The organism is Caballeronia sp. LZ034LL, from assembly GCF_031451215.1.
Classification (GTDB): Bacteria; Pseudomonadota; Gammaproteobacteria; order Burkholderiales; family Burkholderiaceae; genus Caballeronia.
This window is the reverse complement of record NZ_JARUXR010000002.1, coordinates 553,367-567,283: the sequence shown is the minus strand read 5'-3', so window position 1 is coordinate 567,283 and position 13,917 is coordinate 553,367. Positions and strand designations below refer to the sequence as shown.

15 protein-coding genes are annotated in these 13,917 nt (G+C 62.4%); 9 read left to right on the top strand and 6 right to left on the bottom strand.

Annotation, left to right across the window (positions count from 1 at the left end; genetic code table 11):
• Positions 1-11 precede the first annotated feature (11 nt).
• The 3 genes from QCE83_RS16965 to QCE83_RS16955 all read right to left on the bottom strand — a co-directional run bounded on the left by QCE83_RS16965 (position 12) and on the right by QCE83_RS16955 (position 2,743).
• Positions 12-737, bottom strand: coding sequence for an amino acid ABC transporter permease (locus tag QCE83_RS16965; RefSeq protein ID WP_309813123.1), 726 nt, complete (start codon positions 735-737; stop codon positions 12-14).
• Positions 738-750: 13 nt separating this feature from the next.
• A complete protein-coding gene (locus tag QCE83_RS16960) occupies positions 751-1,620 on the bottom strand; it encodes a transporter substrate-binding domain-containing protein (RefSeq protein ID WP_309813120.1) in 870 nt (289 codons plus the stop codon).
• A 238-nt stretch (positions 1,621-1,858) separates the two neighbouring features.
• Entirely contained in the window at positions 1,859-2,743 is an 885-nt protein-coding gene (locus tag QCE83_RS16955; RefSeq protein ID WP_309815423.1) for a LysR family transcriptional regulator, read from the bottom strand.
• Between the two features lie 105 nt (positions 2,744-2,848).
• On the opposite strand from QCE83_RS16955, the gene QCE83_RS16950 reads away from it, so the two are divergent.
• From QCE83_RS16950 to QCE83_RS16930, 5 genes are all read left to right on the top strand, one after another.
• On the top strand, positions 2,849-3,247 hold the full coding sequence (locus QCE83_RS16950; protein WP_309813117.1) for a 4-oxalocrotonate tautomerase family protein: 399 nt from the start codon (positions 2,849-2,851) through the stop codon (positions 3,245-3,247).
• Positions 3,248-3,268: 21 nt separating this feature from the next.
• Positions 3,269-3,412: a hypothetical protein gene (locus tag QCE83_RS16945; protein ID WP_309813114.1), complete on the top strand. Its 144-nt coding sequence runs from the start codon at positions 3,269-3,271 to the stop codon at positions 3,410-3,412.
• A gap of 122 nt (positions 3,413-3,534) precedes the next feature.
• On the top strand, positions 3,535-4,317 hold the full coding sequence (locus QCE83_RS16940) for an alpha/beta hydrolase (RefSeq protein ID WP_309813111.1): 783 nt from the start codon (positions 3,535-3,537) through the stop codon (positions 4,315-4,317).
• Positions 4,318-4,457: 140 nt separating this feature from the next.
• Positions 4,458-5,819, top strand: coding sequence for a DEAD/DEAH box helicase (locus QCE83_RS16935; protein WP_309813108.1), 1,362 nt, complete (start codon positions 4,458-4,460; stop codon positions 5,817-5,819).
• 19 nt (positions 5,820-5,838) lie between these two features.
• Positions 5,839-6,000: a hypothetical protein gene (locus QCE83_RS16930; RefSeq protein ID WP_309813106.1), complete on the top strand. Its 162-nt coding sequence runs from the start codon at positions 5,839-5,841 to the stop codon at positions 5,998-6,000.
• A gap of 84 nt (positions 6,001-6,084) precedes the next feature.
• Here the strand turns inward: QCE83_RS16930 and QCE83_RS16925 are convergent, their stop codons facing one another.
• A complete protein-coding gene (locus tag QCE83_RS16925; protein ID WP_309813103.1) occupies positions 6,085-7,110 on the bottom strand; it encodes an AraC family transcriptional regulator in 1,026 nt (341 codons plus the stop codon).
• A 147-nt stretch (positions 7,111-7,257) separates the two neighbouring features.
• Between QCE83_RS16925 and QCE83_RS16920 the strand changes: the two genes are divergently transcribed.
• Genes QCE83_RS16920 through QCE83_RS16905 form a run of 4 tightly spaced genes read left to right on the top strand, consistent with a single transcriptional unit; the run spans position 7,258 to position 11,157 of the window.
• Positions 7,258-8,196, top strand: coding sequence for a 3-keto-5-aminohexanoate cleavage protein (locus QCE83_RS16920; protein WP_309813100.1), 939 nt, complete (start codon positions 7,258-7,260; stop codon positions 8,194-8,196).
• A 47-nt stretch (positions 8,197-8,243) separates the two neighbouring features.
• Positions 8,244-9,587, top strand: coding sequence for an MFS transporter (locus tag QCE83_RS16915; protein ID WP_309813098.1), 1,344 nt, complete (start codon positions 8,244-8,246; stop codon positions 9,585-9,587).
• A gap of 22 nt (positions 9,588-9,609) precedes the next feature.
• Positions 9,610-10,350, top strand: coding sequence for a beta-ketoacyl-ACP reductase (locus QCE83_RS16910; protein WP_309813095.1), 741 nt, complete (start codon positions 9,610-9,612; stop codon positions 10,348-10,350).
• A gap of 15 nt (positions 10,351-10,365) precedes the next feature.
• A complete protein-coding gene (locus tag QCE83_RS16905) occupies positions 10,366-11,157 on the top strand; it encodes an SDR family oxidoreductase (protein WP_309813093.1) in 792 nt (263 codons plus the stop codon).
• Between the two features lie 14 nt (positions 11,158-11,171).
• Here QCE83_RS16905 and QCE83_RS16900 read toward each other — a convergent pair whose 3' ends face one another.
• Positions 11,172-12,674: a CoA-acylating methylmalonate-semialdehyde dehydrogenase gene (locus QCE83_RS16900; protein WP_309813090.1), complete on the bottom strand. Its 1,503-nt coding sequence runs from the start codon at positions 12,672-12,674 to the stop codon at positions 11,172-11,174.
• Between the two features lie 28 nt (positions 12,675-12,702).
• Positions 12,703-13,848 carry a porin gene (locus tag QCE83_RS16895; protein ID WP_309813087.1) on the bottom strand — a complete coding sequence of 382 codons (1,146 nt, stop codon included), beginning with the start codon at positions 13,846-13,848 and terminating at the stop codon, positions 12,703-12,705.
• Positions 13,849-13,917 lie beyond the last annotated feature (69 nt).

The following is a 13,917-nucleotide window of genomic DNA, read 5'->3' as shown; positions in this document are numbered from 1 at the left end:
GCTCAATCCCCTCATGCACCATTCGCGCGATTTGCACGACGCAGCGTGAATCCAGTCTTGCGCGCACCCGGCCTCACGACGAGCGGCGGATGAAACATCCGTGCGCCGAGTTGACTGGCAATCCACGACAGCACATTGCTCAGCACCAGATAGGCGACCAGCACGACCGCGAACGTCTGCACATACAGGAGCGTGCGCGAATTGATGACGGTGGCAGTGCCGGTGAGTTCGGGCAGCGCAATGGCCGACAGCAGTGAAGTACCGAGCAGCAGCTGGATCAGATAATTGACGATGGCCGGATACACCGCGCGCGCTGCCTGCGGCAACACGATCTCCCTGAAGATCTGCCCGCGTTCCAGCCCGAGAATGCCGGCTGCCTCGATCTGTCCGCGCGGCACGGATTGCATGCCCGCGCGAAACACTTCCGAGAGATACGCGCCCACGTTCACGCCCAGCGCGATGACCCCGGCCCAATAGGCATCGAGCGCGATGCCCATCGACGGCAAGCCGAAGAACACGATGAAGATCTGCAGCAGCACCGGCGTATTGCGGATGGCTTCGACATAAGCCCGCGCGATGAACTGCACGATGGACGACGGCGACATGCTGGCGAGCGCCGCGATCAGCCCGAGCGCAAGCGCCAGCACGAACGACAGCAACGTGACCTGCAAGGTCAGCCAGCCGGCCTTGAGGAACTCGGGGACATAGCCCCATAGCGTCATCCATTGATAGCTCATCTGCGCCTCCGCCTCAGAAATGCGGATTGAGCGGATATTTCGGATCGACGCCGAACCACTTCTTGTACAACTGCGCATTCAGCTTCGATGCGTTGATGTTGAACAGGAACAGGTTCAGATAGTTGAGCCACGCCTGGTCGCCTGCCTTCACACCGAACGCGTTGTATTCGAGCGGCACTAGGGCTTCGTTGGTCACGGCCAGTTCCGGATCGAGCTTCGCCTGATAGGCGAGGAAGTTGTTGTCCTCGATCATGGCATCGGCCTGGCCTTGCTTGACGGCCAGAATGGCCGCCTGCGAACTGTCGTATTCCTGGATCTTGACGGGGATGCCCATCGAGCGGACTTCGTCGCCGTTGGTCGAGCCCTTGACCGTCGCGATGGTGCGCCCGCTCATGTCCTTCGCCGACTGGATGCCGCTGCTCTTCTTCACGAGCATCGCTTCGCTGGCGACCACGTAGGGCGAGGTGAACTCGACGACCTTCGCGCGTTCGAGGTTGCGCGTGAAGTTGCAGAACACGACATCGACCTTGGCGGTCTGCAGGTTAGGGATGCGGTTCGCGCTGGTCGTGTTCACGACTTCGAGCTTCACGCCCATTTGCTTCGCGAGTTCCTTGGCGAGGTCGACGTCATAGCCATCCGGATTGCCGTCCTTGTCGTAGAAGCCGAACGGCGCGAACGTGAGGCAATCGCCGACGCGCAGCGTGCCGCGCTGAAGCACGGCCTGTAGCGTCGATGCGGAGGCCGCCGTGGATGAACCCTGTTCGGGCGTCGCCACTTTCGTGCAGGCGGAGAGGGCGAGTAGTCCGCTTACGGCGGTTGCGGCAAGCAGCAAGACGGCCTTGGTGCCCTTGATGCTCTTGGTGCCCTTGGTGCCGAGCTTCATGTTCAGATCCTGGTCGAAGGGGTGGTCTGAGAAACGGCTTCCGGCTCGGTCTTGCACTGGCGATGCTTCCATCGGAGCAATGGATTGTCCGGTATATCGGACAGCTATCTGGCGAGCCGGATTGATGCCAGAGTGTTGGACGTAAAAAAGGAGTGTGCAAGCGGCCCGAACCCTTATTGCTTTCTGGCTTTTGTTGGGATATTTAGCGAACGCACTTTATCCTGGCAACCGATTCCGCTTAAGCGCGTTCCGTGAAGTGCTTCGTCACGACCGCTGCCAGTTCCTGCAATTCCGACTTCTCATCGAAGCGCTCCTCGCGCCGTGACCTGAGAAAGAATCGGGCCTTCGGCAGGGACGGAAGAGCAGGTTTCGAGAGCGTCCGAAGGCCGGGCCGCGCGGCTGCGGAAGCATTGAGACAACCCACGCCGAGCCCGGCCTCCAGGGCGGCGGTGAGGCCCTCGACGCCGGACGCGATATGGCTCACGTAGAAAGGCATGCCTTTTTTCTGCAGGCTGTCCACCGCCAGCCGATGCAGGGAACAGAACTCCGGCAGAAGGACGAGCGGCACGGGGCGCCCGCGCGGCAAATCCGGGCGGCCGGCGGCCGTCACCCATTGCAGTGGCTCGACACCGAGCTCCGTGCTGTCGTTCGAGCGGCGCGACTTCGCGCCGGTCAGGCTCATCAGCAACGCGAGATCGATTTCGCCGCGCTCATACGCGGACTGAATATCGGAAGTCATGCCGACCAGGCTGCGCAGCCGGATCCGCGGACAGTCCGTCACGGCTCGCGCGAGCAGTTGTCCCAGATCCGCGCTGCGGAAGTACCCCGTGACACCGATTCCCACCTCGATGTCCTCGGGAATCTCATGCATGTCGCGCCACGCAGCCTCCGACAAGCCGACGATCCTCCTTGCATGGCGCAGCAGTTGAACGCCTGCCGCGGTAGGCGTGACGCCGCTCTTGGCGCGCAACAGCAGCGTCTGGCCGGCTCGGGCCTCCAGCTTGGCCAGTTGCTCGCTCAAGGCCGATTGCGACAGGCTGCGCGCGGGCGCCGCCGCCGTGATGCTCCGCGCGTCCACCGCGGCAATGAACGACTTCAGCTGTTCGACGTCGAATGCGTGCATTTTCATCCCCCGGATTTCCCGATGGATATTAGCTCATCTTCCCGCTTTTCGGGAACGTCGGAGACGCGCACCATGAACGCATCCAATCACACACAGGAGCGAACCATGCCTCACATCACCATTCAACTTTCGGGATCCCGTGACCGCGCGCTGGGCCAGCGGGCGGCGGAAGCGGTCAGCCAGTTGACCGCGGACATTCTCGGCAAGAAGCCTTCCGACATGGCCGTGACGCTTGACTACATCGCCGACGAAGATTGGCTGGTGGGTGGGAAGAGCCTGGCTGAACTGTCGGCGGCATCGTATTTCGTCGAGGTGAGCATCACCGACGAGACGAATACCAAGGCGGAAAAGGCGGAGTTCATCCGCCAGGTGCACGAAGCGATGCGCGGCTTGCGGGCGGCTGTGCATGAAGTCTCGTACGTCTATCTGATCGATGCTCGCGCTACCGCGTATGGCTTCGGCGGACGGACGCAAGAGTGGCGGCATCAGCAGGCAGGCGTCTAGGCGCACTTCAGGGAGACAGCCATGCTCGGAGACTTGCTCGAAACGATCGGCTCACTGGGCTTGTTGGCCAGTGCCTTGATCCACTACAGGATGGCCTTCAGCGGTCGTAGTGAGGCGCTGCCGGAAGATCCAAGCGCGGCGCACGACCGCGCTTCCGATCACTGACGGGGTCGGTCATTCGACCGATACCCGGCTCAGGAGTCAGATGCGATCGTGCATGCATTCCAGGCAACGATTCGCAGCATGAAGTCGTCCTGACTCGCAGTCTTATCAAGAGGAGCATCCCTATGAAGTTGAAAGCATGTGCGGTCGCTGCCATGACGTGTATCGCGCTGTTCGCAGCGAGTCCTGCTTTCGCGCAAACCAGCCAGGCTTCAGCGTGTGCTTCGGTCAGGAACGTGGTGTTGGTGCACGGTCTTTTCGCAGACGGTTCGAGCTGGATGAAGGTCATTCCGCTCTTGCAAGCCAAAGGGCTGCACGTCACCGCCGTACAAAACCCGACCACTTCGCTGGATGCGGACGTTGCCGCCGTCAAGCGCGTCCTGGCCCAGCAGGACGGTCCGACGCTGCTGGTCGCTCATTCGTACGGCGGCATGGTCATCAGCCAGGCCGGCGACGATCCCAAGGTATGCGGGCTGGTCTATGTCGCCGCGCGCGCGCCGGATGCAGGCGAGGACTACACGGCCCTCACGAAGACATTCCCGGCCGCACCGGCGTCGGCGGGATTGCAGTGGTCGGCGGACGGCTACGGCAGCCTGTCGGAGCAGGCGTTCATCGACGACTTCGCCGGAGACATCCCCAAGCCGGAAGCGAAGGCCTACTTTGCCGTTCAGCAACCCATGGGGCGCGCCATCACCACGGCGAGAACGACCGTTGCCGCATGGCGCGACAAGCCGACATGGTACGTGGTGTCCACCGAAGACCGCACCATCAATTCCGATCTCGAGCGCTTCATGGCCAGGCGCATGCACGCGCACACCGTCGAGATCAAGGCGAGCCACATCGTGCTGATATCGCATCCAAAGGAAGTGGCCGATCTGATTCTCGATGCGGTGGGTGAGAAGAACTAGCGTGTCGCTTGCGTTGACACCTGACCGTTGGCGGACTGTCAGATCGCCGCAAGGACTGACGTGCCGGGATCTCCGCCATCGTCAGAACGCGAGCAACCCGGCACCCGTTAAAATTGCGGCTTTAAGCCCGGATTCCGTTCATGTCGTTCGCCTCGCTTGGTCTGATCGACCCGCTGCTGAAAAACGCGCAGCGTCTCAACTACCAGACACCGACGCCCATCCAGCTCAAGGCCATTCCCGCCGTGCTCGATGGCCGTGACGTCATGGCTTCGGCGCAGACCGGCACGGGCAAGACCGCGGGATTTGCGTTACCGCTGCTGCAACGGCTGGTGCAACAAGGCCCGTGCGTGTCCAGCAACCGTGCGCGCGTGCTGGTGCTGGTTCCCACGCGTGAGCTGGCTGAACAAGTGCTGCAAAGCTTTGCCGACTACGGCGAAGGGCTCGATCTGCGATTCCTGGCGGCTTACGGCGGTGTCAGCATCAACCCGCAGATGATGAAGTTGCGCAAGGGCGTGGACGTGCTCGTTGCCACGCCGGGCCGTCTGCTGGATCTGAATCGTCAGAACGCGGTGCAATTCGATCAGGTAGAAACGCTGGTGCTCGACGAAGCCGATCGCATGCTCGACCTGGGTTTCGCGCGCGAACTCGACGCGGTCTGCGCTGCATTGCCTGCCGCGCGGCAAACCCTCCTGTTCTCGGCCACCTTCACCGACGAAGTCCGCGCCATGGCGGCGAGCCTTCTGCGCAATCCGGTCGACATCAGCGTCAGCCCGCCCAATGTCACGGCAAGCAAGATCAGGCAATGGGTGGTGCCGGTCGACAAGCGAAACAAGCCCGATCTCTTCATGCACCTCGTGGCTGAGAAGAAGTGGACGCACGCGCTGGTGTTCGTCAAGACCCGCAACGGCGCGGACTACCTGTCCGCCATGCTGGACGAAGCGGGTTACGCGGTGGACACCATTCACGGCGACAAGCCGCAGCCTGCGCGCCTGCGTGCGCTCGAGCGGTTCAAGACGGGCGAAGTACACATGCTGGTTGCCACCGACGTAGCCGCGCGCGGGCTGGATATCGACGCGCTGCCGCTCGTGATCAACGTCGATCTGCCGATCAAGCCGCAAGACTATGTGCATCGTATTGGCCGGACTGGGCGGGCGGGATCGAGTGGCGTGGCCGTGTCCCTTGTATGCGCGGATGAAGCGCCGCAGCTGGCCGCGATCGAAGCCTTGATCGGGCAGACGCTGCGTCGTGAAGAGGTGCCGGGTTTCGAAGCCGATCACCGCGTACCGGAAACCAGTGCGACGGGCCAGATCATCAAGAAACCGAAGAAGCCGAAAAAGCCCAAGGTCTGGCAAGCAGCGGCCGGAGGTGAAGACACCAGCTTGTCCGGCCCGAACCCGTTCAGCGCAACAAAGCCGCGGAGCAAACCGGCCGGCAAACCGTCTGCGGCGTCCCGCAAGCCAGCGGACAAACCCGTGGGCGGCCGCAGCAAACGCCCACGTTGAACCAGTTCGAACGAGAAGCTTGCTGCAATCAACGGCCGCGACGCAACTTACGATGCGCATGTGCGGCCACTACATTCCCGCCATCGCAGCGGCGGTTCCCGGTCGCAGCGGCGTGTGTCCTTCGATCTGGCCGGGCGACCGCTTCCGCGTCATTTCGGTCAGCGCCGCCGCGCAGGAGTAATGGTTCCGATCTCGCCGGGAGCACTCCCGTCATCGTTGTCCGGGGACACGACTACTCCACTGCAACAGCAAAAATCATAGTGGATCAATCACGCAAATCCTCGACTCCCTTCCCCGTCCACCGCTTCAGCGCCCGGCGAAAATTCGCCGCGTCGCTGAAGCCGAGCAGCATCGCGATGTCTTCCGTACTCATCTTGGTCGTCCTGAGATACTCCAGCGCAAGCGAGCGTTTGACATCATCGACGATAGCCTGAAACGTCGTGCCTTCATCGTTCAGCCGACGCCTGAGCGTGCGTGAAGTCAGATGCATCGACTTCGCGACGGCTTCCATGTCGGGAAAGCTTCCGGGCGTGGACATCAGGCTCTGATACACCTCGCCCGCGATGCCGCTCGAGGTCTTCGCCTGTCCTATCAGGCGATCGCACGTCTCCTGAAGCATTGCCGTCGTGAGCGGATGGGCGAGCTGCGGCTTGCGACCGAGGATGGCGCTGTCGTAAATCAGTTCGCACTGGTCCTGTCCGAACAGACACTCGCACCCGAGATATTCGGGGTAGATGTCCGCATGCAAGGGCGCGGCATACGAGAAACACGCGCGCACCGGCGGGCAGAGGCCGCCCGCCACGTCCTGAAGATGCGTCACGTGCTGGGTGTATTGCTGCTCGATGATGAATTCGCGCAACTCGCGCGACGGACTCGACACGAACGCATCGGGAAACGTCCACACCATGCGATCCGGATACTCGGTCCATTCGATCGCAACCGTGGGCGTGGCCAGGCTGTGGTACTTCACGCCCAGCTTGAAATAGTCCCGCAACGACAGACACGACATCAGCGCATAGCCGTACATGCCGTATGCCGACAAATGCAGCTTGCGGCCCACCTTGAACGGCGTCGCCGGTTCGCAGCCGAGCAGGACCGCATTGCGGCAGACGGTCGCGTACTGGCCGACCGACGTCAGCACCGATGCGTCCTGGAGTTCACCCACGGTGACGCCCGAGCCGTTCAGGCTGTCTTCGGGTGCAATCCCTTGCTCTTCGAGCACCTCGACCAGTGCAGCGATCTTGTAAGGCGCGAACATGCGTTCGTTCAACGGTGGTCGGATGGTAGCCATGCTTGCCTGGTGTTTTCTGATGTCCTCTGATGACGTCCGGGTGTCCGAAAAAGACCTTTCCCCGGGCATGCTATCTCAATAAGATTTCGGTCACAAGGCGCCACTCCGTGCGAGCGGCCGACCCAAAACGGAGACAAGGACACCCCGATGAGCGATTCCGCCCGCAAGGTCATCATTTCTTGCGCTGTGACCGGCGCGACGCATGTGCCGACGATGTCGGAGCATCTGCCGATCACTCCCGCCCAGATCCGCGATCAGGCGATCGAGGCCGCCGCGGCAGGCGCGGCGATCATCCATCTTCATGCGCGCGATCCGCACGACGGCCGCCCGACGCCCAGCCCTGACATCTTTCGCCAGTTCGTGCCCGCGATTGCGGAAGCGACGAATGCGGTCATCAACATCACGACCGGCGGCAGCACCCGCATGACGCTCGAGGAACGGCTCGCGTATCCCTTGCTGGCCGCGCCCGAGATGTGTTCGCTCAACATGGGATCGATGAACTTCTCGATTCATCCGCTCGCAGCGAAGGTGTCGTCATGGCGCTATGACTGGGAGAAGAGCTATGTCGAAGGCATGGAAGACGGGATCTTCCGCAACACCTTCAAGGACATCCGCCACATCCTGCTCGAACTGGGCGGGCGAGGGACGCGCTTCGAGTTCGAGTGCTACGACCTCGGCCACCTCTACAATCTCGCGCATTTCGTCGATCAGGGCTTGATCAAGCCGCCGTTCTTCATCCAGTCGGTGTTCGGCATCCTCGGCGGCATGGGTGCGGACCCCGAGAACATGACCGTGATGCGCGCCACGGCCGACCGGCTCTTCGGCCGCGAGAACTATCACTTCTCGGTGCTCGGCGCGGGCCGTCATCAGATGCCGCTCGTCACGATGAGCGCCATTCTCGGCGGCAATGTCCGCGTCGGGCTGGAGGATAGCGTCTACATCGCGAAGGGCGTCAAGGCCGAATCGAATGCGCAGCAAGTGCGCAAGATCCGCCGCATCCTCGAAGAGCTGTCGTTCGAGATCGCCACACCGGACGATGCGCGCGCCATGCTCGGCCTGAAAGGACGCGACACCGTTGCACCGTAAGACTTTCGATATTCAAAGACAGGGCGCAGACCCATCCCGGAGACACCATGAACCTCATCGACGATCTCGACAAGCTGCATCGCGTCGCCACGCACAAGGCGATGCAGCGGCTGATTCCCCTCATGTGCGCGATCTACTTCATGTCGTTCCTGGATCGCACGAACGTGGCGCTCGCGAAGGCGCAACTCGCCATCGATGTCGGCATCAGCGCAGCCGCATACGGACTGGGCTCGGGCATCTTCTTCATCGGCTATGCGCTGCTGGAGGTGCCGAGCAATCTCGCGGCTCACAGGGTCGGGCCGCGTCGATGGATTGCGCGCATCGCGGTGACATGGGGCATTCTCTCCACCGCGATGATGTTCGTGCAGGGCGAGTGGTCGTTCTACGTGCTGCGCGCGTTGCTGGGCATCGCCGAAGCCGGACTGTTCCCGGCGCTGATGTACATGGTCACGTTGTGGTTCGCGCCGAACGAAAAGCCCGTGGTGGTGGGCTGGATCTATATCGCGCCGGCGCTCGCGCTGATGCTCGGCAGCCCGCTCGGCGGGGCGCTCATGCAGATGAACGGCCTTGGCGGCCTGCATGGCTGGCAATGGATGTTCATGATCGAAGGCATTCCGAGCGTGCTCGTGGGCATCCTGCTCTTCTTCAAGATGCCGGAACGTCCGCGCGATGCGCGCTGGCTGTCCGTCGACGAAGCCCGCGTGCTTGAAGCGCGCGCCGCCGCCGATGCGCACGCTCATCCCGAACTGACCTCATCCGACTGGATGGCCGCGCTGAAGCGTCCCACGACGGTGCTGATGGGCCTGATCTACTTCCTCAATCAGGTCGCGTTCGTCGGTCTGTATTTCTTCGCCCCGTCGATGATCCAGCAGATGCATGTGAAGACGCCGTTGCTCGTCGGTGTGCTGTCCGCGAGTGTGGGTCTCGGCTTCCTGCTGGGCGTGCTCGTGCTGCCGCGGATTCATCGGCGTTACGGCAATGACTGCGCGTTTCTGGGCATGCTCACGGTCGGACTCATCGCCGGTGCGTGCGCGTTCATCGCTACATCGAGCCCGGCGGCGCGCATGGTGCTGCTTGCGGTCACCGCGTTCTTTGCCGGCGGCGTGCTGCCCTCGTACTGGGCGATCGCGATGAAGCGGCTGCACGGCATCCAGGCAGCCGCGGGGCTCGCCTTCATCAATACGATCGGGCTGATCGGCGGCTTTGTCGGACCGTATCTGTTCGGACTGACTGAAACGGTTACCGGACGCAGCGACTCCGGCTTTTACATCATCCTCGTGGCATCCTTGCTCGGCTTGCTGCTGGTGCCCGTGTTCGCCCGGGCCATTCGCCGCGAAGCCGAAGCGTCGCCGCCGCCTGGAAACGCCAGCGCTGCCGGCGCGCATTCCTGAACGACTAACGCCAGAGAAAAACATGAGACTACAAGACAAGGTTGCGTTGATCACGGGCGCGGGGCAGGGCATCGGCGCCGCCACGGCGCTCAAGTTCGCGCGCGAAGGCGCGGTGGTGGTCGCGTGCGACATCAACGCTGCCTCGCTCAACGCGGTCACCGAAGCATGCACGAACGCAGGCGCGCAGACGGCGGCGTACTGCATCGATACGACTGACCGGCACGGCGTGGACGAAGTGATCGCGAGCGTGCTCGATCGCTTCGGCCGGATCGACGTGCTGGTGAACAACGCCGGCATCACGCGCGATGCACGGCTTCAGAAAATGACGCTCGATCAGTTCGACGCCGTCATCGACGTCAATCTGCGCGGCGTCTTCCACCTGAGTCAGGCGGTTTCACACGGGATGGTCGCGCGCGGTTCGGGCGTGATCCTGAACGCGAGTTCGGTCGTAGGCATCCATGGCAACTTCGGGCAGACCAATTACGCCGCATCGAAATTCGGCGTGATCGGATTCACGAAGACATGGAGCCGCGAACTGGGTCCGAAGGGCATTCGTGTGAACGCGGTCGCGCCCGGGTTCATCGACACGGCCATCCTCTCGACGATTCCCGACGACATGCTGCGCAAGATGCGCGAGCAGGTTCCGCTGGCGCGCCTCGGGACGGCTGAAGAGGTCGCGAACGTCTACGCCTTCCTGGCGAGCGACGAGGCGAGCTACATCAATGGCGCCGTCATCGAAGTGTCCGGCGGCATGACGCTCTAGAACTTTCTCCTTGCCATGAAACCTTTTGAACTGTTGAAGCCGCAGCCGGGTCTGCGGGTGTTGATCACCGGCGCGGCCTCGGGCATCGGCGCGGCGATGGCCCGCGCCTTCGTTGAAGTGGACGCGCAAGTCGTGATCTGCGATGTCGATGCGGCCGCCGTCGAGCGCTTCACTTCGGCGAGCGCTTCGTTGTACGGCTGCGTCGCGGATGTCAGCGATGCGGCTCAGGTCGGGCAGGTGACGGCCCTGGCCGAACGCGCGCTGGGCGGACTGGATCTGCTGATCAACAACGCCGGCATTGCGGGGCCGACCGGAGCCATCGAAGAAATCGACGCGCAGCAATGGGAGCAAACCGTCACGACGAACCTGAACGGGCAGTTCAACTTCCTGCGCAAGGCCGTGCCGCTGATGAAAGCGACTTCGCAGCGTGCGGGCATCATTACGATGTCGTCCGTGGCAGGAAGGCTCGGCTACGCTTTTCGCACGCCGTATGCCGCGACGAAGTGGGCGCTGGTTGGACTCACGCGATCCCTGGCCATCGAACTGGGACCCAGCGACATCCGGGTCAACGCCATTCTTCCGGGCGTGGTGGAGGGCGAGCGGATGGATCGCGTGATCGCGGCACGCGCCGAATCGCTCGGTGTGAGCGAGGCGGCGATGCGTGACGAGTATCTGAAGAAAATCTCGCTGCGTCGCATGGTCACGGTCGACGACATCTCCGCAATGGCGCTTTTTCTTGCGTCGCCCGCTGCCCGCAATATCACGGGGCAGGCAATTAGCGTCGACGGGAATGTCGAGTATCTGTGAGCACGCGGCGCAGCTCAACGGTCTCTGCCGGCGTTATCCGGCCAGCGCTGGATGACGCTCTTGTAGTTCGTGTAGAAACGCACGGCTTCTTCTCCGTGAGTGTGATGATCGCCGAATAGCGAGCGCTTCCAGCCGCCGAACGAATGCCACGCCGAAGGCACCGGGCTGGGAACATTGATGCCCACCATGCCCACCTGGATCTGGCGAGAGAAGCTACGCGCAGCGGCGCCGTCCGATGTGTAGAGGGAGACGCAATTCCCCAGTTCGTGCGCGTTGACGAGCGCGATGGCGCTCGCGAGATCGGGCACGCGCACGACCGATAGCACCGGCCCGAAAATCTCTTCGCGATAGATGCTCATGTCGGGCGTCACGTCGTCGAAGAGCGAACCGCCGAGAAAGAATCCTTCCTCGTGGCCGCGCACGGTGTGTCCACGGCCATCGACGAGCAGCCTGGCGCCCGCCGCGACGCCGGCTTCGATATGACGCGTGACCTTGCTGCGATGAGCCGCGCTGATGAGCGGACCCATGTCGAGATCGGGCTCCATGCCGCCGCCGATCCTGAGCGAGCGCACGCGCGGAATGAGGCGCTCGACCAGTTCATCGCCAATAGCGCCGACGGCCACGGCCACCGACGTCGCCATGCAACGTTCGCCTGCCGAGCCGTACGACGAGTTGATCAAGGCATCGATCGTCTGGTCGAGATTGGCGTCGGGCATCACGACGAGATGATTCTTCGCGCTGCCGAGGGCCTGGACGCGCTTCGCGTGCCTCGCGCTTTCGGTATAGATGTACTCGGCGACGGGCGTCGAGGCGACAGCCGATATCGCCTTCACGTCGGGATGCGCCATCAGCAAGTCGACGACCTCCTTGCTTCCATGCACGACGTTGAAGACGCCTTTCGGGAAGCCTGCCTCGACGAATAGTTCGGCGAGCCGTATGGACGCCGATGGCGTGCGCTCGGAGGGCTTGAGGATGAAGGTATTGCCCGTGGCCGTCGCCATGACGAACATCCAGCACGGCACGACCACCGGGAAATTGAACGGCGTGACGCCCGCCGCCACGCCGAGCGGCTGACGAAGGTTCCATGCGTCGATGCCCACGCTGGTCTGATCGGTGAAATCGGTCTTGAGCAGGTCGGGAATGCCGCATGCGAACTCCACGATCTCGAGACCGCGCACCACTTCACCCCTGGCATCGTCGAACAGCTTGCCGTGATCGCGGGTAATGAGTTCCGCCACTTCGTCGGCATGCTTCTCGAACAGCGCCTTGAACTTGAACATCAGGCGCGCGCGAAGCAGCGGTGGCGTTTCGCTCCAGGCCGGGAATGCGGCTTGTGCCGCGCTCACGGCGGCGGCGACTTCATCAGAAGTTGCGACCGGCACGCGCGCGGATACGCGCCCTTGTGCGGGATCGAACACGTCGGAAAACGAGCCGCTGGTGCCGGCGACCCGTCGACCGTCGATGAAATGGCCCAGCTCCCGCACCGTGGATGACTTCGAATCGCTGGCTTCGCTCATTGCTCTCTCCTGTCTGTCCTGCGTGCGCCTAGAACCGCGCGCGCATCCCGACGGCCACGACCACCTGATTCGATGTCGAGGACGCGCCGCCGGAGTTATTGACGAACGCGACATAGCCGTGTCCGATTGCGTGCTGGAACATGCTTTCCATGTAGACATCGGTACGCTTCGACAAGGAATACACCGCCTGCAGGTTGACCTGATTCCATTTCGGATCCGCGCTATAGCTGGTGCTCTGCGTCACATGTCCGTCCGTGTAGGTGTAGGACAGGCCGAAGACCAGCACATGCGTGAACGCATACTTTGCGTTGAGTTCATAGTTGTCGAATCTCAGCGTGCCGTTGTTCGATCCGAATGACCGCGTCCCTTGAAACTGACTGTGCGAGTAAGCAAATCCCACGGTCGCGCTGCCGAAGGCGTAACTGAGTGCGGCCGCGACGGTGCGCTGAACATCGGCTCCAAGCTGGAATCCGGCCGTGCCGTTGGACTGGGTCTCCATTGAATCGATTGCACCCGAGGCATTCGTCGTCGAGTTTGAGCCGTTTTCCTGCAGATACGCGGCGGCGGCATTGAACGAGCCGTGGGTATAAGTCCCGCCGACGCTGTAGGCACGATTGTTCGCGAAGGACGGACTGTTCGAGAACGCATAGAGTCCGCCGAGTTTCAAGCCGAAGTAATCGTCGCTCGTGTACTTGATGGCATTGTTCATGCGGATCGAGTGGTCGAGATTGTCGTTGTCGAACGGGTGCGCGAAGCTTGCGTCACCGAACGTGGTGGCTACACCTGTCAACGGCTCGACGAAGTCAGTCACGAAGTCGTATTGCCGGCCCACGGTCACGGTGCCGAGGCGCTTTGCATCGAGACCCACGAAGGCTTGCCGGCCGAAGAAACGGTTGTCCTGTCCAAGCTTGCCATTCTGAAGATTGAAGCCGTTCTCCAGGACGAAGATGACGTGCAGTCCTCCACCCAGATCTTCCGTGCCGCGCAAGCCGAAACGGCTGCCGTTGATCTGGCCGCTGGTCGTCTGGAACAGCGCGCCTTGCGAGCCGCCCTTGGCGACATTGTTCGCATAGGACAGCCCTGCATCGATCAACCCATACAACACGACAGAAGACTGTGCCTGGGCCGACGCCGCCACGATGCCGGATATCACGACTAGAGCGAGTCTCTTCATGTCACACCCCGGAGCGGACAGGACAAGTGGGTGTCTAAAGAGTATCGGCCGATGCGCTGCTGTTCAAAC